Annotated in this window: 14 protein-coding genes; 4 read left to right on the top strand and 10 right to left on the bottom strand. The window is 68.0% G+C overall.

Features of this window, described 5'->3' with window-relative positions; translation table 11 throughout:
* Window positions 1–195 precede the first annotated feature (195 nt).
* Together IEW34_RS06675 and ssb are read right to left on the bottom strand one after the other, a co-directional pair.
* A complete protein-coding gene (locus IEW34_RS06675; protein ID WP_188608363.1) occupies window positions 196–1,332 on the bottom strand; it encodes an E22 family MetX-like putative esterase in 1,137 nt (378 codons plus the stop codon).
* Between the two features lie 68 nt (window positions 1,333–1,400).
* On the bottom strand, window positions 1,401–1,895 hold the full coding sequence (gene ssb / locus IEW34_RS06670; protein WP_188608362.1) for a single-stranded DNA-binding protein: 495 nt from the start codon (window positions 1,893–1,895) through the stop codon (window positions 1,401–1,403).
* A 374-nt stretch (window positions 1,896–2,269) separates the two neighbouring features.
* Between ssb and uvrA the strand changes: the two genes are divergently transcribed.
* Complete coding sequence (uvrA, locus tag IEW34_RS06665) at window positions 2,270–5,242, top strand: excinuclease ABC subunit UvrA (RefSeq protein ID WP_188608361.1); 2,973 nt, start codon at window positions 2,270–2,272, stop codon at window positions 5,240–5,242.
* Window positions 5,239–6,072: a nucleoside triphosphate pyrophosphohydrolase gene (mazG, locus tag IEW34_RS06660; RefSeq protein ID WP_188608360.1), complete on the top strand. Its 834-nt coding sequence runs from the start codon at window positions 5,239–5,241 to the stop codon at window positions 6,070–6,072. The genes uvrA and mazG overlap by 4 nt, the downstream gene beginning before the upstream one ends.
* A gap of 183 nt (window positions 6,073–6,255) precedes the next feature.
* On the opposite strand, the gene hflX is transcribed toward mazG, so the two are convergent.
* The 8 genes from hflX to dusB all read right to left on the bottom strand — a co-directional run bounded on the left by hflX (window position 6,256) and on the right by dusB (window position 16,826).
* Complete coding sequence (gene hflX, locus IEW34_RS06655; RefSeq protein WP_505625268.1) at window positions 6,256–7,611, bottom strand: GTPase HflX; 1,356 nt, start codon at window positions 7,609–7,611, stop codon at window positions 6,256–6,258.
* Window positions 7,612–7,937: 326 nt separating this feature from the next.
* Window positions 7,938–8,189, bottom strand: a complete 252-nt coding sequence (gene hfq / locus IEW34_RS06650) for an RNA chaperone Hfq (protein ID WP_188608358.1) — start codon at window positions 8,187–8,189, stop codon at window positions 7,938–7,940.
* 155 nt (window positions 8,190–8,344) lie between these two features.
* Window positions 8,345–9,226 carry a D-amino-acid transaminase gene (locus tag IEW34_RS06645; RefSeq protein ID WP_188608357.1) on the bottom strand — a complete coding sequence of 294 codons (882 nt, stop codon included), beginning with the start codon at window positions 9,224–9,226 and terminating at the stop codon, window positions 8,345–8,347.
* The gene (ntrX, locus tag IEW34_RS06640) at window positions 9,223–10,593 is read right to left on the bottom strand and encodes a nitrogen assimilation response regulator NtrX (protein ID WP_188608356.1); all 1,371 of its coding nucleotides are present in this window, start codon (window positions 10,591–10,593) and stop codon (window positions 9,223–9,225) included. The genes IEW34_RS06645 and ntrX overlap by 4 nt, the downstream gene beginning before the upstream one ends.
* Window positions 10,590–12,779, bottom strand: a complete 2,190-nt coding sequence (locus tag IEW34_RS06635) for a sensor histidine kinase NtrY-like (protein ID WP_244641834.1) — start codon at window positions 12,777–12,779, stop codon at window positions 10,590–10,592. Before IEW34_RS06635 ends, ntrX begins: the two co-directional genes overlap by 4 nt.
* A 456-nt stretch (window positions 12,780–13,235) precedes the next feature.
* Complete coding sequence (ntrC, locus tag IEW34_RS06630; RefSeq protein WP_188608662.1) at window positions 13,236–14,678, bottom strand: nitrogen regulation protein NR(I); 1,443 nt, start codon at window positions 14,676–14,678, stop codon at window positions 13,236–13,238.
* 4 nt (window positions 14,679–14,682) lie between these two features.
* Window positions 14,683–15,831, bottom strand: coding sequence for a two-component system sensor histidine kinase NtrB (locus IEW34_RS06625; RefSeq protein ID WP_188608355.1), 1,149 nt, complete (start codon window positions 15,829–15,831; stop codon window positions 14,683–14,685).
* Window positions 15,828–16,826 carry a tRNA dihydrouridine synthase DusB gene (dusB, locus tag IEW34_RS06620; protein ID WP_188608354.1) on the bottom strand — a complete coding sequence of 333 codons (999 nt, stop codon included), beginning with the start codon at window positions 16,824–16,826 and terminating at the stop codon, window positions 15,828–15,830. Before dusB ends, IEW34_RS06625 begins: the two co-directional genes overlap by 4 nt.
* Window positions 16,827–17,147: 321 nt before the next feature.
* Here dusB and IEW34_RS06615 point away from each other — a divergent pair, with 321 nt between their 5' ends.
* Together IEW34_RS06615 and IEW34_RS06610 are read left to right on the top strand one after the other, a co-directional pair.
* Window positions 17,148–18,356 (top strand): bifunctional 2-C-methyl-D-erythritol 4-phosphate cytidylyltransferase/2-C-methyl-D-erythritol 2,4-cyclodiphosphate synthase, encoded by a 1,209-nt coding sequence (locus IEW34_RS06615; RefSeq protein ID WP_188608353.1) that lies wholly within the window; start codon window positions 17,148–17,150, stop codon window positions 18,354–18,356.
* Entirely contained in the window at window positions 18,357–18,869 is a 513-nt protein-coding gene (locus IEW34_RS06610) for a CinA family protein (protein WP_188608352.1), read from the top strand.
* Window positions 18,870–18,991: the final 122 nt, after the last annotated feature.

Raw genomic sequence — 18,991 nt, 5'->3', positions numbered from 1 at the left:
CGCCGGCCATGAAAGCTACGGTTCAGGAGGCGGGTAAGCGCCCTCATATAGGGCGTTTCGGCACGGATAGCGAGACGGACCGTTGGCCGCGGCCGGCCGTCCGGTGCCCCGTACCAGGCGCGCCCGAACGTGGCGGGCGCCGGTGGATCGGGGGCCCCTTCCATCGGACAGCGCCCAGGCGCCACGCCGAACGTCTCAGGAGGCAACCGGCTGATCATTCATGAAGGCTGCGATCGCCTCGGCCGCCTCGCCGATGGTCAGCAGCCCGTTCAGATGCCCGAAGCTGCCGCCAATCTCGAGGTGGCGAACGCGGGCGCCGCTGTCGCGCAGGGCCGCCGCCGTCGCGCCGGTCGCCGCGGGTGGAAACACGTGATCGGTCGGCGTCGTGATGTAGAGCACCGGCGCGCGCACGCGGGCCATGGCCGCGCCCAGGTCGTCCGCGCCGCCCGCCACGTAGAGCTGGTTGGCGCGCGCCAGGTAGAGCAGGTGGTTGGCGTCGCAGAGCGCCACCCGCAGCGCGGCGAGTTGCGCCAGGCCGTCGACGATGGCGAAGGGCTGGGCAAGGCCGGCGCGCGGGTTCCCGCCCGCCGCCGGCGAGGTGCCGAAGGTGGCGAGGGCCCAGGGCCGATCGTTGGCGTGCAGCGCGACCATCTTCAATGCCTGGAGCAGACCGGCCGTCGGCGCGGCCTTGCCGTAATAATCGCCGCCGTTCCACTGGGCATCGAGGGCAATCGGCGCCGCCCAGGCGTCGAGCCAGGCGACCAGCCAGGGATCGGCGGCGCCGGCGCAGATGACCGGCAAGATGCGCCCGACCATCTCGGGAAACCGCACCGCCCAGTCGAAGGCCTGGAGGCCGCCCATGGACGGGCCGGCCACCGCGTGCAGCTTCTCGATGCCGAGGCTGCGGACCAGCTCGCGCTGGACGCGGACGAAATCGCCGATCTCGACGATGGGGAAGTCCAGCCCGTAGGGCTTGCCGGACGCCGGATCGATCGACGCCGGCCCCGTCGTCGCGACCTTGGGATCGTGGACGTTGAGGTTGATCAGCGTGTCGGAGGAGAGGACGAAGAACCGGTCGGTGTCGATCGGCTTGCCCGGACCGATGATGGCATCCCAATAGCCCGGCAGCGGATCGCCCGGCGCATAGCGGCCGGCGGCGTGGCTGGTGCCGGAGAAGTAGTGGCAGATGAGGATGGCGTTCGAGCGCTCGGCGTTCAGCTCGCCGTAGCTCTCCCAGCCGACGCGCACGCCGGACAGCACCCGGCCGCCGAGAGTCTCGTAGCGTGGCAGCTCGAAGAGCTGCTTGCGCACGCCGTCGAGCAATCCTGCCATCGCCCAGTCTCCTCTCGTCGCGACCGGCCGCGCCGGCGCATCGCGCTCGCGGGGATCGACCGGCAGGATCAGAACGGAATGTCGTCGTCCAGCATCTGGGCCGTCGACCCGCCGCCGCGCTCCATCGGCGACGACCGGCCGAAATCCCCACCGCGGCTCGGCTGAGCGCGTCCTCCGCCGCCCTCGTCGGCATACTCGCCGGCGCCGCCACCTCGGCTGTCGAGGATGGTGAGCTCGCCGCGGAAGCGCTGCAGCACCACTTCCGTCGAGTAACGCTCGGCACCGCTTTGATCAGTCCATTTGCGGGTCTGCAATTGGCCTTCTATGTAAACCTTGGTGCCCTTCTTGAGATACTGCTCGGCAATCTTCGCCAGGTTCTCGTTGAAGATGACGACGGAGTGCCACTCGGTGCGCTCCTTGCGCTCGCCGGTCGCCTTGTCGCGCCAGGTCTCGGACGTGGCGATGCGCAGATTGACCACAGGCTCCCCGGACGGCAGGCGCCGTGTCTCGGGATCGCGGCCCAGATTGCCGACGATGATGACCTTGTTGACGCTGCCGGCCATGCGACCCTCCATATTCCAGCGCTGTTTGTGCAGGCTGCCCGTGGCGACCACAAGGCATCACGGCCGACCCGCAGGATTGTCCCCAGGAAAGCGGCCGCCACCACCGGGCCAGCGTTCCCAATTTGTTCCAGCATGGCCCGACGACCGAGGCCGGTCAACTGACCACTATTCGACGTACCCGATTTGTTCTAGCCTGCCGGCAGAATCAAGTGCCGCTGCGCAGGCTGGCGTCCCAGTGCCCCACATCCTAGATAGGGAGCGCGAGGCGGTGCGCCGACGCAGGCCCGCCATTTTCGACAACGCTCCTCTGCTACAGCGCTCCTCGGCCCCGAGGCGGCCCAGTCCAGACGACCCATCAGCCGCTGAGGCGTTTCATGGCTCCACTCGACGATTTCTTCGACCGTTCCGCCGCCCGTGACCAGCGCGTGATCGCCATTCGCGGCGCGCGCGAGCATAACCTCAAGAACGTCGATCTGGTCGTCCCGCGCGACCGGCTGGTGGTGTTCACCGGCCTGTCCGGCTCGGGCAAGTCGTCGCTTGCCTTCGACACGATCTACGCCGAGGGGCAGCGGCGCTATGTGGAGTCGCTGTCGGCCTACGCGCGCCAGTTCCTGGAGATGATGCAGAAGCCGGACGTCGACCAGATCGACGGGCTGTCGCCGGCAATCTCGATCGAGCAGAAGACGACGTCGCGCAATCCGCGCTCGACCGTCGGCACCGTCACCGAGATCTACGACTACATGCGCCTGCTGTGGGCGCGCGTCGGCGTCCCCTATTCGCCGGCGACGGGACTGCCGATCGAAAGCCAGACGGTGAGCCAGATGGTCGATCGCGTGCTCGCGCTGACGGAGCGGACGCGGCTCTACCTGCTCGCCCCCGTGGTGCGCGGACGCAAGGGCGAGTATCGCAAGGAGCTTGCCGATTTTCTCAAGCGCGGCTTCCAGCGGGTCAAGATCGACGGTACCTTCTACGAGATCGCCGAAGCCCCGGCCCTCGACAAGAAGCTCAAGCACGACATTGACGTCGTCGTCGACCGCATCGTCGTGCGCGGCGACATCGCCGCTCGTCTCGCCGACAGCTTCGAGATGGCGCTGGAACTGGCCGACGGCATCGCGGTCATCGAATACGCCGACGAGACCGACGCCAAGGGCGAGGCCAAGCGTGTCGTCTTCTCGCAGAGGTTCGCCTGCCCGGTCTCCGGCTTCACCATTCCCGAGATCGAGCCGCGGCTGTTCTCGTTCAACAACCCGTACGGTGCTTGCCCGGTCTGCGACGGGCTGGGCTCGGAGATGCGGATCGATCCGGCCCTCATCGTGCCGGACGAAACGCTGACCCTGCGCGGCGGTGCCATCGCCCCATGGGCCAAGTCGACCTCGCCCTACTACGGCCAGACCCTCGACGCGCTGGCCCGGCACTTCCGCTTCAAGGTCACGGCGCGCTGGATCGATCTCCCTGAGGAGGTGCGCAACATCATCCTGTTCGGCACCGGCGGGGAGGCAGTACGCTTCGCCTACGACGACGGTGCGCGCTCCTACGAGGTGCAGAAGCCCTTCGAGGGCGTCATCACCAACCTGGAGCGCCGCTACAAGGAGACCGAGAGCGACTGGGCGCGCGAGGAGATCTCCCGCTTCATGTCCGCGACGCCCTGCGCCGGCTGCGGCGGTTACCGGCTCAAGCCGGAAGCGCTTGCGGTCAAGATCGGCGGCCGCCACATCGGCGAGGTGGCGGACCTCTCGGTGCGCGAGGCGCGCGGCTGGTACGAATGCCTGCCGCAAGAGCTAAGCGACAAGCAGAACGAGATCGCCGGGCGCATCCTCAAGGAGATCCGCGACCGGCTGACCTTCCTGCTCGACGTCGGGCTGGACTACCTCACGCTGGCGCGCGCGTCGGGCACGCTCTCGGGCGGCGAGAGCCAGCGCATCCGTCTCGCCTCCCAGATCGGCTCGGGCCTCACCGGCGTGCTCTATGTGCTGGACGAGCCGTCCATCGGGCTGCACCAGCGCGACAACGAGCGGCTGCTGGCGACGCTGAAGCGCCTGCGTGACCTCGGCAACAGCGTCATCGTCGTCGAGCACGACGAGGACGCCATCCTGCAGGCCGACTACGTGGTGGATGTGGGCCCCGGCGCCGGGATTCATGGCGGCCGCATCGTCGCCCAGGGGGCGCCGGACGACATCATGAAGTCGCCGGAGTCGCTGACCGGCGCCTATCTGGTCGGCACGAAGAGCGTGCCTGTGCCGGCCAAGCGGCGCAAGCCCGGCAAGGGCCGTCAGCTCAAGCTGGTCGGCGCCACCGGCAACAACCTGAAGGGCGTGACGGCCGCGATCCCGCTGGCGACCTTCACGGCCATCACCGGCGTCTCGGGCGGCGGCAAGTCGACGCTGATCATCGATACGCTCTACAAGGCCGTGGCACGGCGGCTGAACGGCGCCATCGAGCACCCCGCGCCGTTCGAGCGGATCGAGGGGCTCGAATACCTGGACAAGGTCATCGACATCGACCAGTCGCCGATCGGGCGCACGCCGCGATCGAACCCGGCGACTTATACGGGAGCGTTCACGCCGATCCGGGAGTGGTTCGCCGGCCTGCCGGAGGCGAAGGCGCGCGGCTACCAGCCCGGCCGTTTCTCGTTCAACGTGAAGGGCGGCCGCTGCGAGGCCTGCCAGGGCGACGGCGTCATCAAGATCGAGATGCATTTCCTGCCCGACGTCTACGTCACCTGCGACGTCTGCAAGGGCAAGCGCTACGACCGCGAAACGCTCGAGGTGAAGTATCGGGAGAAGTCGATCGCCGACGTGCTCGACATGACCGTCGACGAGGCGCGGGAGCTGTTCAAGGCCGTGCCGGCGATCCGGGACAAGATGGAGACCTTGGCGCGCGTCGGCCTGGGTTATGTCAAGGTCGGTCAGCAGGCCACCACGCTGTCCGGTGGCGAGGCGCAGCGCGTCAAGCTCTCCAAGGAGCTGGCCCGGCGAGCGACCGGCCGCACCCTCTACATCCTGGACGAGCCGACCACGGGGCTGCACTTCCACGACGTGGCCAAGCTGCTCGAGGTGCTGCACGAACTGGTCGAGCAGGGCAACACCGTGGTGGTCATCGAGCACAATCTGGAGGTCATCAAGACCGCCGACTGGGTGATCGACCTCGGGCCCGAGGGTGGCGACGGCGGCGGCACCATCGTCGCCGAGGGAACGCCCGAGGAGGTGGCCCGCGCCAAGGGCAGCCACACCGGGCGCTTCCTGGCCGAGGTACTGGCCCGCCGCCCGCTGAAGCGCACGGCCAAGACTGTCGCCGCCAGGACGGTGGCCGCAAAGGCGGCGGCCGCCAAGGCGCAGGCCGCGGAATGACCGCGGCGAGCCAGGACATGGCCGACCTGCTCGCGATCATGGCGCGCCTGCGCGCGCCCGAGGGCGGCTGCGCCTGGGATCTGGCGCAGACCTTCGCGACCATTGCGCCCTATACCGTCGAGGAGGCCTACGAGGTGGCCGATGCCATCGCGCGCGGCGACCTCACCGACCTTCGCGATGAGCTCGGCGACCTGTTGCTGCAGGTGGTGTTCCACGCCCGCATGGCGGAGGAAGGCGGCGCCTTCGCCTTCGGCGACGTCGTGGAGGCCATCTCCGCCAAGATGATCCGCCGACACCCGCACGTGTTCGGCGACGTGAGCGGCCTCTCGGCCGACGAAGTCTCGGGGCTGTGGGCGGCCATCAAGGCGCAGGAGAAGGCCGAGCGCCGGGTGGCCCGCATCGCCGCGGGCCTGCCCGAGGAGGATGGCGGCCTGCTGGCCGCCGTGCCGGCCAACGTGCCCGCCCTCACCCGCGCCCACAAGCTTCAGGCCAAGGCCGCGACTGTGGGCTTCGACTGGCCGCACACCGCCCAGGTGATCGACAAGATCGCCGAGGAGCTGGACGAGGTGCGCGGTGCGCTCGCCGATGGCGACCCGGCGGCGGTCGGCGACGAGATCGGCGATCTGCTGTTCGCCGTGGTGAACCTGGCGCGGCACGCGGGCATCGACCCGGAGGTGGCCTTACGCGGCACCAACGACAAGTTCACGCGACGGTTCCGTCACGTCGAACAGGCCATTGAATCAAGCGGCAAATCCATGTCGGATGCCGATCTCGATGAAATGGAGGCGCACTGGGTGGCGGCCAAGCGAGGCGAGCGCACGCGCGACTAAAGGATTTCAGCGTTTCTTCGAATCGCCGAGATGCTCTATCTAATTGCAATATCGCGTTTTCTTCACGCGAACCGACCTCCGCTTTGCTCGAAAACGCTCTAAAGCACCATTGTTCGATCAGGTGGAATCATCTGATCGAACACAAGCGCTCCAACTTATCGGAGCGCGATCATCCGCGGCTCATCACACCGAGGCGGGCCGGATCAGCTTGGCGCCTGGCGCCCGGCGCAGCAGCCGGGGCTCCTTTTGCGGCGCGATGCGAACGGCGAACACGACCTGCCCATCCTCGCCGGTACGGCGGTCCAGCACCTCGGCCTCCTCGTAGAGCCAGTTGATGTCGGCGCCGTTGGCCGCGTCCAGGATCACCCGATAGACGGGCCGGCCCTTGGCGAGGCGTTCCTCGACAGCCCCCAGCAGCCTGTCGACGCCCTGACCGGTCAGCGCCGACACCAGCACCGGCTGCGCCGTGGCGGTCCGGCCGGCCGCGAGGTTGCCGAGCCGCACTGTCTCGGCCGCGTCGAGCTGGTCGGCTTTGTTCCACACCTCGATGATGCGGCCGCCATCGGCCGGATCGACGCCGAGATCGTGCAGGATCGAAACGACGTCGGCTGCCTGTGCTTCGGTGTCGCCGTGAGAGACGTCGCGCACGTGCAGCAGCACGTCGGCCTCCATCACGTCCTCCAAGGTCGCGCGGAAGGCCGCGACGAGCATGGTCGGCAGCTCGGAGATGAAGCCCACCGTATCCGAGAGGATCGCCTTGGCTCCGTGCGGCAGCGTGATCACCCGCGCGGTCGGATCGAGGGTGGCGAACAGCATGTCCTCGGCCATCACCCGCGCTTCGGTCAGCCGGTTGAACAGCGTCGACTTACCGGCATTGGTGTAGCCGACCAGCGCCACGGTCGGATAAGGCACCCGCCGCCGGCTCTCGCGGTGCAGGCCCCGGGTGCGCTTGACCTGCTCGAGCTCGCGCTCGATCCGCGCCATGCGCTCCTGGATCAGACGCCGGTCCGCCTCGATCTGGGTCTCGCCCGGGCCCCCGAGAAAGCCGAAGCCGCCGCGCTGCCGCTCCAGATGGGTCCAGGACCGCACCAGCCGGCTCTTCTGATAGTCGAGGTGGGCGAGTTCGACCTGCAGCGCTCCTTCCTTGGTGCGTGCCCGTCGTCCGAAAATCTCCAGGATCAACCCGGTGCGGTCGATGACCTTGGCCCCGAGCTCCTTTTCCAGGTTGCGCTGCTGCACCGGCGAGAGGGCGCAGTCCATGACCACCAGCCCGATCTCGTCGGCACGCGCCGCCACGGCCAGCTCTTCGACCTTACCCTTGCCCAGATAAGTTGCCGGACGGATCTCCCCTAGCGGAACGGCAACGCTCCTGACCACGTCGAGGTCGATCGCGCCGGCAAGACCGGCGGCCTCATCCAGGCGCGCCGCCGCATCACGCAGCGGTGCTGCCGCTGGCGCGGAGCGGCGGGCCCGCTCGGTAAGATAGGGCCCAACCACCATCGTTCGCGTCCGCGCCGCGATCGTCTTCTCTGGTTCGATCGATGGCGGCCGGCCAGCAGCCGCGCCACCGGTCTCCCTGCGTCCCTTCGCTTCGCTCACTGGACCTCTGCTGGTGACGTGTCGGCAATCACCGATGATCCCGCCGAACCATCGTGGACCCGATCGGCCCAAACGCATAACCACGATCGAGGGAGCGAGGTTCGATGCCGCGCCGGGGCGGATCCAGCCACGTATGCGACGGCATACCGCACCGCATCAATAGCAAATCGGGCAAAAACAGCTCTGCCCCGGCGCGGGCGGGCCCGCGCCGGGGTTCAGAATCCGGGGATGCAATGCGCCCGGTGGAGCGACCGGAGCGTCGTTGGCTATGCCTTCTCGGCCTCTTCTGCAGGCTCGAACAACTGGATCGGATGCCCCGGCATGATGGTCGAAATTGCGTGTTTGTAGACGAGTTGAGAATGGCCGTCGCGGCGCAACAACACACAGAAGTTATCGAACCAGGTAACAACGCCCTGAAGCTTGACCCCATTGACCAAAAATATCGTCAGGGGAATTTTATTCTTGCGGACATGATTTAAAAACGTGTCCTGAAGGTTTTGCGCGCGTTCGCCCGCCATTTTTTTGCCTCACGAGTGCGCCGGAACCGGCCGCCGGCGGACTTCGGTTCTATTTTTGCCTCGCTGTTCAGAGTGCGAGGAACGAATGACCGGTCATCGGCCATTACACTGCCACTCTTCGTATTATGCAAGGGTGCCTGCAAGCAAAGGCTGATCTAATTCGTCACTCTGGCGTGAATGTCCGTGAATTCTGCCACGTCGTGAATGTCACGCCTCAGCCTGGTGGCCAGTGGACCGGGCCTGCCAGCTCCGATCGGCCGGCCGTTGATTCGTACAACCGGCATCACCAGCGCGGTCGCGGCCGTGTTGAAGGCCTCCTTTGCTGCATACGCCTCGTCGACATTGAATGGCCGTTCTTCGAGAGCGAGGCCTTCCTCTTCGATCAGCTTCAACAGCGTCGTGCGGGTGACGCCGCGCAGGATGCCCTGTTCCGCCGGACGGGTCCGCACGACGCCGGCCTGGGTCACGATCCAGGCGTTGCTCGAGCCGCCTTCGGTGATCAATCCGTCGGCGTCGACGAACCAGGCCTCGCGGCCGCCGCGGGATCGGGCCGCCTCCTTGGCCAGAACGTTGGGCAGGAGCCCCGTCGTCTTGATGTCGACCCGCTCCCAGCGGTTGTCGGGCATGGTGACGACATTGATGCCCTCGGCCGCCACGGCCTCGGCCGCCGCACGGTCGACGGAGCGGGCGGTGACGACGAGGCTCGGCGCCACGTCCGGCGCCGGAAAGTAGAAATCACGGCGGGCGGCGCCGCGGCTGACCTGGAGGTAGACCAGCCCGTCGCGCACACGGTTCCTCGCCGCCACCTCGACGAGGATGCGCGCCAGCGCCGGGCGCCCGAGCGGCCACGGCATACCGATCGCGGCGAGGGATCGCGCCAGCCGGTCGAGGTGGAGGCGCACGTCGACGATGCGGCCGGCCTTGACCTCGCAGACTTCGTAGACACTGTCGGCGAAGAGGACGGCGCGGTCGTCGATCGACAGGCCGGCGGCCGCATGGGGCAGGTAGCGGCCGTTGACATAGGCGATCCGGCTCACGACCCGATCCCGAGGGACTTGAGCTTCCGGTGAAGGGCGGACCGCTCCATGCCGATGAACTCAGCCGTGCGCGAGATGTTGCCCGAGAAGCGGTTGATCTGGGCCGTCAGGTACTCACGCTCGAAGATCTCGCGGGCCTCGCGCAAGGCAAGCCCCATCAGCTTCTCGCCCCCCGCCCCGGTCGGCGTGGTGGGCACCAGCGTGCCGATCTCGGACGGCAGCATGGAGGCGGTGATCTCCATGTCGGAGTCGCCGCCGGCGAGGATCATCAGCCGTTCGACGTTGTTGCGGAGCTGCCGCACGTTGCCGGGCCAATCGTGCGACTGCAGCACCGCCAGCGCATCGTCGGCAATGGTTCGCTTGGGCAGGCCCGTGGTACCGCAGATCTGGTCCATGAAGAACTCGATCAGCTCGGGCACGTCCTCGCGCCGCTCCGCCAGCGCCGGGACGCGGATCGGGACGACGCCCAGCCGGTGGAACAGGTCCTCGCGGAACTTGCCGGCGGCGATGGCGCTGGGCAGGTCACGGCTGGAGGACGACACGATGCGCACGTCCACATGGACGCGGGTCGCGCCGCCCACACGCTGGAAGTTCTGATCGACCAGGACCCTCAGAATGCGGTTCTGCGTCTCCTGCGGCATGTCCGCGACCTCGTCGATGTAGAGCGTGCCGCCGTGCGCCTCCTCCAAGGCGCCGACGCGGCGGCCCTTGCCGTCGCTGCCCTCCACGCCGAACAGCTCGCTCTCCATGGTGTCCGGCGTGATCGTCGCCGCGTTGATCACCACGAACGGGCCGGAGGAGCGCGACGACATCGCGTGGATGGTGCGCGCCGTCAGCTCCTTGCCCACACCTGGAAAGCCCGTGACGAGCACGCGGGCATTGGTGGGCGCCACCCGATCGATGACCTGGCGCAGTTGGTTGGTGGCCGGCGAACGGCCGACGATGCGGCTTGCCTGGACCGAGCGCGAGCGCAGGTCCTTGACCTCGCGCTTCAGGCGCGAGGCCTCCAGGGCCCGGTCGGCCACCAGGATCAGGCGGTCGGCCTTGAACGGCTTCTCGATGAAGTCGTAGGCCCCGCGCCTGATCGCCGAGACGGCGGTCTCGATGTTGCCGTGGCCCGAGATCATCACCACCGGCAGGTCCGGGTGCTGCTCCTTGATGATGTCGAGCAGCTGGAGCCCGTCGAGCCGGCTGCCTTGCAGCCAGATGTCGAGGAACACCAGGCCGGGACGCCTGGCCTCCAGTGAGGCCAGGGCTTCGTCTGAATTGCCGGCGGTGCGCGGACGGTAGCCCTCGTCCTCGAGCAGCCCGGCGACCAGATCGCGAATGTCACTTTCGTCGTCGACGATAAGAATGTCGGCACTCATCCGGTGAAGCCCCCTGTCTTCTCGTCCGGCGGGCTGGCTTCCGCACCCCCGCTCTTCGGAAACCACATCCTGACCCTTGCCCCCTGCCCGCCCTCGGCCACGGCCGGCGCGTCGAGCAGTTCGATGCTGCCGCCGTGCTCCTCGAAAATCTTGAGGACGATCGGAAGGCCCAGGCCCGTGCCGCCCTCACGCGACGTCATGTAGGGCTCGAGCAGCCGCAGCCGGTGCTCCTTGGGAAAGCCCTTGCCGTTGTCGGTCACCTCGATGGCGACGATGCCGCCCGGCTCCTCGACGACGGAGACGGCCACGACCCCCTTGCCGCGGTCCGCCGCCGGGACGGCCTGGATCCCTTCGGTTGCATTCTTGATGATGTTCTGCACCGCCTGCGAGACGAGGCGGCGGTCGAAACGGACGCGCAGCGGTTGCCGCGGCAGGTGCTCGATGAAGTCGATGTCGGGGTGAGCCACCTGCAGCAGGAAGATCACCTGGCGCACGGTGTCGCCGATATCGTCCGTGTCCAGCACCGGAGCCGGCATGCGGGCGAAGGAGGAGAACTCGTCGACCATGCGCTTGATGTCGTCGACCTGGCGGATGATGGTCGCCGTGCATTGGTCGAAGACATCGCGGTCAGTCGTGATGACCTTGCCGTACTTGCGCCGGATGCGCTCGGCCGACAGCTGAATCGGGGTGAGCGGGTTCTTGATCTCGTGGGCGATGCGGCGCGCCACGTCGGCCCAGGCCGAGGTGCGCTGGGCATGCACCAGGTCGGTGATGTCGTCGAGGGTCACCACGACCCCTTCGTCCGCCAGATCGGAATGTTCGCTGGTGACGCGTACGTCGAGCGTCCGCTCCCGGCCGTCGCGCTCGATGGCGATCTGCCGCTGCACCAGGCGGCGCGTCTCGTGAGCTTCCTGCTTGAGCTCGGCGATCTCCGGCAGCACGTCGTCGATGGGGCGTCCGACGAGCTGGTCCCGGCGCGTCTGCAGCAGGACCTCGGCGGACGGGTTGACGATGGTGACGCGGCCGCGTGCGTCGACGCCGACGACGCCAGCGGAGACCCCCGACAGCACCGCCTCGGTGAAGCGGCGCCGCCGGTCCATGACGTCCGTCGCCGAGACCAGGCCGTCATGCTGGCGCCTGAGCTGGCCCGTCATCTTGTTGAAGGTCTCGCTCAGGTGGCCGAAGTCGCCCTCGGAGCGGTTGATCGGCACCTGGACATAGAAATTGCCGGTCGCAACCTGATCCGTGGCGTGAATCAGGCGACGCACGGGCGACACGATCCGGTTGGCGAAGCCAAGGCCGAACCAGACCGCCGACAGCAGCACGATCAGCGCCACCAGTGCGAACATGGAGGCGAAGGCGATCTGAATGCCGACCTTCTTCTCCTCCAACGCCTGGTAGTAGGCGACCCCCGCCTCGGCCACGGGCAGGAACTCGATGGCCTTGGGATCGACCGGGCGGGCCACGAACAGGACCATGCCGTCGAGCGCCGGCAGGCGCTGCACCGCGCCGAAGATGTTGCGATGCTCCGGGATGAGGCAGACGGCGCTGCTCTCGCCCGCGTCCTTGAGATCCTGCTCGCTGGGCAGCGGCACATTCTCGATCTTGCCGCTGTCGACCCGCTCCACCACGTCGCCGTCGGCGCGCATCAGAATGGTGATGGGAAAGCCCAGGAAATCCGAGCGCGACACGAGGAAGTCGCGGAACAGCTTGCGGTCGGCGTCGTAAAGCACCTTGGCCCGATTGAGATCGGCGGCCATGAGGCCGGCCTCGCGTACCACCGTCCGACATTGGGTCTCGCGATAGGCCTTGGCGATCTCGACGGTATTGCCCATCAGCGCCTTGATCGACGTGATGAACCAGGGGTCGAGGCCGCGCTCCAGCGACACCGAGGCGACGAAGGCGACGAGAATGGCCGGGAAGGCGGCGACCAGGCAGAACAGGCCGACGATGCGGACATGAAGGCCGGCGCCTGCCGCCCCGCGCCGGCGGGCACGGTAGAGGCTCACAGCTTCCCACAGCACCACCGAGAGCAGCGCGAGCACCAGCAGCGCGTTGACGAAGAGCATCCAGACGACGACGAAATGCGTCGGCAGGATCGGCGTCATGCCCGCCAGCACCATGAAGGTGAGCAACGCCGACGTCAGCGCGGCGATGACGAGAACGACCCCGACGACGCCCGACACCCGATGGGACGTCGAATCGGCGCGTGTATCCGGAGCTACGTGGGCGGCGACGGCCAAACAGAACCTCGTGACGGCGCGGGCAGCGCGACTCGATCGCGGTGATGCGAGAAGACAACAGTGTTGTCCAAATAAGACAATCCCGCGGCAGAGCGCACGATGCAACCGCCCGTCCCGGGGGAAATCCACCCCGTCGACAGGAACCGGTCAGGGCATTTCGCCGGCAGACGGGTTCATCAATGGCGCATTGATGATCTCAACGCTTTGAATCCGGAGGGATTCTTGCGCTGGCTGGCACATCTGAGCGCAAGGCGCCCTTGCCAGATCAAAACGGAAAGGCATGCCCGGGCCGCTCGGCGGCGGCGCCGGAATGCCGAGGGCGCGTCGGAGGCGGCCACGACGCACGTCGCCGGAGGCGGGGCCGGCCGAGCGCGGTGTCGCTGTCGAAGCAGCGGCCGGTCAGCGGCTGGTGCGGATCACCTGCAGGTCGAGATCGCGGATCTTCTTGCGCAGCGTGTTGCGATTGAGGCCAAGCAGCTCGGCGGCCTTGATCTGATTGCCACGGGTGGCCGCCAACGCCGCACCGAGCAGCGGCCCCTCCAGCTCGCGCAGGATCCGATGGTAGAGACCGGGCGGGGGCAGATTGTCCTTGAAACCGCCGAAGTAGGTGGCGAGATGGCGCTCCACCGCCGTCGACAGCGTGTCGGGGCCGGGCGCCGCAGAGGCCGTCAGCGAAGTCGGCGGAGTGGGGTCGAGCTCGGCGTCGATGATCGGGCCGGTGATGGTGTCCTGCGGATAAAGCGCCGCCAGGCGCCTGACCAGATTCTCCAACTCGCGCACGTTGCCGGGCCACCGATAGCGCTTGAGGCGGTCCATCGCCTCCGTGTCGACCTGCTTGCGCGGCAAGCCCTCCTTCTCGACGATGCCGAAGAAATGGCGGACGAGGTCGGGGACGTCCTCGGCGCGCTCCCGCAGCGGCGGCAGCCGCAGCGGCACCACGTTCAGGCGAAAGAACAGATCCTCGCGGAAGAGCCCCTGCTGGATCGAGATGCGCAGGTCCTTGTTCGTCGCGGCGATGATGCGGACGTTGGTCTTGATCGGCGTGCGCCCGCCGACGGTGGTGTACTCGCCCTGCTGGAGGACGCGCAGGAGCCGCGTCTGCGCCTCCATCGGCATGTCACCGATCTCGTCCAGGAACAGGGTGCCGCCTTCCGCCTGCTCGAAACGGCCCGCGTTGCGGGCGGTCGCGCCGGTGAACGCGCCCTTCTCGTGGCCGAACAACTCGGACTCGATCAGGTCGCGTGGGATCGCCGCCATGTTGACCGCGACGAACGGCCCGCTCTTGCGCTTGCCGTAATCGTGCAGCGCGCGCGCAACCAGCTCCTTGCCGGTGCCCGATTCGCCGCTGATCATCACCGTTAGGTCGGTCGCCATCAGCCGCGCCAGGGCGCGGTAGATCTCCTGCATGGCGGGCGAGCGGCCGACCAGCGGAATGTCCTCGGGCTCGCCGCCGCCCGCCGCTGTTGTCTGACCGCGCGGGCGCGACAGCGCGCGACCGACGATCGACACCAGCTCCTTCAGGTCGAACGGCTTAGGCAGGTACTCGTAGGCGCCCCGTTCCGAAGCCCGGATCGCGGTCATGAACGTGTTCTGCGCGCTCATGACGATGATCGGCAGGTCCGGCCTGAGCTTCTTGATGCGAGGCAGGAGATCGAAAGCGTTCTCGTCGGGCATCACCACGTCGGTGATGACGAGGTCCCCGTCGCCCTGAGAGACCCACCGCCAGAGGGTCGCCGCCTGCCCCGTCGACCGTACATCGTAACCCGCACGCGACAAGGCTTGGTTCAGGACGGTTCTGATCGCGGCATCGTCGTCTGCGACCAAGATGTGTCCGTGCGCCATGTGGTCAAGTCCCTGCTCCACGCCCGTCTCGGGCCGTAAACATTGGCATCAAAACGCGAAACGTCGTTCGATGCGCTCCTGATTCGCACTCGACCACACCGCCGTGGTCGCCGATCACCTTGGCGACCAAAGCAAGACCAAGACCACTTCCCTGCGCCTTGGTGGTGACGAACGGATCGAACAGATCGGGAAGGATATCGGAGGGCACGCCAGGACCGTTGTCGGTGACACGGAACTCGAGTGGCAGGCTCACCTTGGCGCGCGAGCCCGGCACCTGCATGCGCATGCCCGGGCGGAACGCAGTAGCCAAGGTGATCTGGCCGTCCATGGCGTCCTGGCCAATCGCCTCGGCCGCGTTCTTCACCAGGTTCAGAAACACCTGGATCAGCTGGTCGCGATTGCCGAGCACCGGCGGCAACGACGGATCGTAGATCTCCTCGAGGCGGATATGGCGAGCGAACCCGGACTGGGCGAGGCGCTTCACGTGGTCGAGCACGCCGTGGATGTTGACGGCCTCGCGCTCCACCGGGCGCTCGTCGCCGAAGAACTCCATCCGCTCGACCAGTTTCACGATCCGATCCGCCTCGTCGCAGATGAGCTGCGTCAGCAGTCGGTCGTCGTCGTTGGCCGACTGCTCCAGCAGTTGCGCCGCGCCGCGGATGCCCGAGAGCGGATTCTTGATCTCGTGGGCGAGCATGGAGCCGAGGGCGGTAACCGACCGCGCGGCGCCGCGGGTGGTGAGCTGCCTGTCCATTTTTTCGGCAATTGTACGTTCTTGCAGCATCAAGACTACATTCTCGGCATCGTCACGCAAAGGGGCAGCGAAGACGTCGGCGATGCAGTCACCACCCGGGCGTGGTCGCCCGACGGCCACCCGGTAGCCACTGACGCTGGAGCCGCGCTCGCGGACATCGTCGATCATGCCGAGCACCGGCGAGCCGAACGACAAGAGGTCCGACAGGCGCAGTCGCCGCAGCATGGCCAGGCTCTGCTCGAAGAAGTCCTCGGCGCTGACGTTGGCATCGACGATCACGTTGCCCGGTCCAATGGTCAGGACCGGCACGGGAAGGACGTTGAGAATCTGCGCGCTGTCCACCGCGCCATCCGCAGCGCGGCTGATGGGCGATCGCGCCGAGACACGGCCTGAGTTCATGCGGCCAACTCCAGTTGGGTGCGGTCGAACAGTTGCTGCACCAGCCGCAAGACCTCGGCCGGATCGGCCGACGCAACGAGGGCCTGCCGCAACCGCTCAGGAGCCCTTGCATGGGCGGCGTAGGCCGACAGGTGCTTGCGCGCGTGGCGCACGCCCGTGTCTCTGCCGTAAAGATCGAGGATGGCCTCGTAGTGCTCGCACACGGCCTGGGTCTTCTGCGCCGGCGTCGGCGGCTGCCAGGCACGCCCGGCCTGCGCCGCGGCGATTTCACCCACGAGCCAAGGGCGCCCGAGGGCGGCGCGGCCGACCATCACGGCATCGGCGCCGGAGGCTGCCCTGGCGGCAGCCGCCGAGGCCCCGTCGACGATGTCGCCGTTCACCACCAACGGCAACGCCGTCGCCGCCCGAACGGCTGCCACGGCGTCCCAGTCCGCCGCGCCTTTGTAGAATTGCTGGCGGGTGCGCCCGTGAACGGTCACCAACCCGACGCCGGCCGCCTCGGCGCGGCGGGCCAATTCGGGCGCGTTGCGGCTCTGGTCGTCCCAGCCCAACCTCATCTTGAGCGTCACCGGTACGGTGACGGCTGCGACGACGGCGTCGATCAGGCGCAGGGCATGGTCTAGATCGCGCATCAACGCCGAGCCGGCGAGGCCGCCGGTCACGCTCTTGGCCGGGCACCCCATGTTGATGTCGATGAGGGCCGCGCCGTGCGCCGCGGCGACCCGTGCCGCCTCCCCCAGCCAGTAGGCCTCGCATCCGGCCAATTGCACCGCATGAACGGCGATGTCGGCACCCTGCGCCCGCAGGGACGCCTCCGCCGCGCCGTGAGCGAAGGCGCGCGAGGCGACCATCTCCGACACGACGAGGGAGGCGCCGAAGCGCTCCGCCAGGCGCCGAAAACAGACGTCGGTCACGCCCGACATGGGTGCCAGGACGGCGGCGCCCGACCGGAGGCCGTCCAAGGCACGCCTGCCTAGATGCTGGTCAGCAGACATAATGCTTATCATTTAGCCAATCTGGACGCAGTTAGCCAGCGCCGCTTTGCACTGCAACACGAAGGTCCCCAGGAATCTTCGCTTGAGAATCTCGCTCGCACGTAAAGTTGGCCTTTGCGTGCCCGTCCGGTTAGAGCCTGTTTGGGAATTGGGCGGCGGAGGCCCGTCGCGGAATTGTTGCGCTCCGGCGGGAGGCGATCGCAGCCGATATCAGTCGATATCGGCAAGATCGCCGACCCAGAGCGTGACAAGACCGTCGGACCGACCCGCCCGACATTCCAAACAGGCTCTCAGATCTCGTGCGACCTACCGGGAGGCGCCATGACCGTCGTCGCAGCCATTCTCGTCGCGGCCGGGCGCGGCAACCGTGCCGGCCCCGGCCGGCCCAAGCAGTATCGCGATCTGCACGGCCGTCCGGTGCTGTGGCACGGCCTGAGCGCCCTGCTCGCCGCGCCGCGCGTGGCACACGTGGTCGTCGTGATCCACCCCGACGACCGGTCTGCCTACGACGATGCGATCGCGCTGCTCGACGTCGCGCACGCGGCCAAGCTGGAGCCCCCCGTCGACGGTGGCGAAACCCGCCAGGCATCGGTAAGGGCCGGGCTCGAAGCGTTGGCCGCCCTGCCGGCGCCTGATATCGACGTGGTCCTCATCCATGACGCCGCGAGGCCCTTCGCCTCGGTCGAGCTGATCGACCGGGCCATCGACGCCGCCGTGACGCACGGCGCCGCGCTGCCGACCGTCGCGGTCGCCGACACCATCAAGCGCGTCGACGGCGACGGCCGCGTGCTGGAGACCTACGACCGCGCGCAACTGCATGCCGCGCAAACGCCGCAGGCCTTCCGCTTTGGCGCCATCGCCGAGGCGCACCGCCGCGCCGCCGGCGTTGCCGGCACATTCACCGACGACGCCGCCATCGCCGAATGGGCAGGGATACCCGTGTTCACTTTCGCCGGCGACCTCCGCAACGTGAAGCTGACGACGCCGGCAGACTTCGCGCACGACGGGCGGCCGGCGCCCGGGCTGATCGGCCGGACCGGCTTCGGCTACGACGTGCACGCCTTCGGCGATGGCGACCACCTCATCGTCGGCGGCGTGCGCATCGCCCACGACCGGGGCGTCCTTGCCCATTCCGACGGCGACGTGGTGCTGCATGCGCTCACCGATGCCCTCCTCGGCACGATTGCCGACGGCGATATCGGCACGCACTTTCCGCCGAGCGATCCACAGTGGCGTGGCGCCTCGTCGGACCGCTTCCTGGCCTACGCGGCCGAGCGGATCCGGGCCCGCGGCGGCATCATCGACCACCTGGACGTCACCGTCGTATGTGAACGCCCGCGGATCGGCCCGCATCGCGACGCCATGCGCGAGCGCATCGCCGCCATCGCGGGCGTGCGGCCGGGCGCCGTATCGATCAAGGCGACGACCTCGGAAGGCCTGGGCTTTACCGGCCGGCGCGAGGGCATCGCCGCGCAGGCCGCGGCCAGCGTGCGGCTGCCGGCCACGACCGATCTCGACGAGGAGGGCTGAATGGTGACGACGCGAGAGGTTCCGATCGACATCGCCGACCGAGCGGCCGCGCTGCTGGCCCTCTGCCGCTCGCGCAAGTTCATGCTCGCAACGGCGGAATCATGCACCGGCGGGCTCGTCGCCGGCGCCCTGACCGAAGTCGCCGGCTCGTCGGACGTGGTCGACCGCGGCTTCGTCACCTACTCCAACGAGGCCAAGCACGAGATGCTCGGGGTGCCGATGGACCTCATCGAGCGGTACGGCGCCGTGAGCGAGCCGGTGGCCCGTGCCATGGCCGAGGGGGCGCTCGCGCGCTCGCGCGCCGCCGTGACCGTTGCCATCACCGGCGTCGCCGGACCCGGCGGCGGCAGCGCGGCGAAGCCAGTCGGCCTCGTTCACTTCGCCGCGGCGCGGACCGGGTTCGCGCCGCTGCACGTCGAACGGCGCTTCGGCGACCTCGGCCGCGGCCCGATACGGCTCGCCGCCGTCGCTCAGGCGCTCGAGCTGCTGCGGCAGGCGGCCGAGCGGGATTGAACCGGAGACGGCGCGCTCCGACCGCACCCGCTTAGACCGTTTTCGAGCGAAGTGGATGCCGATTTGCGTGAAGAAAACGCGACAAATCAAACAGATAGAGTATTTCGGCGATTGGAAGAAAC

The organism is Chelatococcus reniformis (assembly GCF_014640075.1).
In the GTDB taxonomy this organism is placed as follows: domain Bacteria; phylum Pseudomonadota; class Alphaproteobacteria; order Rhizobiales; family Beijerinckiaceae; genus Camelimonas; species Camelimonas reniformis.
Note: the sequence above shows the minus strand (reverse complement) of the source record. Positions and strands in the feature narration are given on the sequence as shown.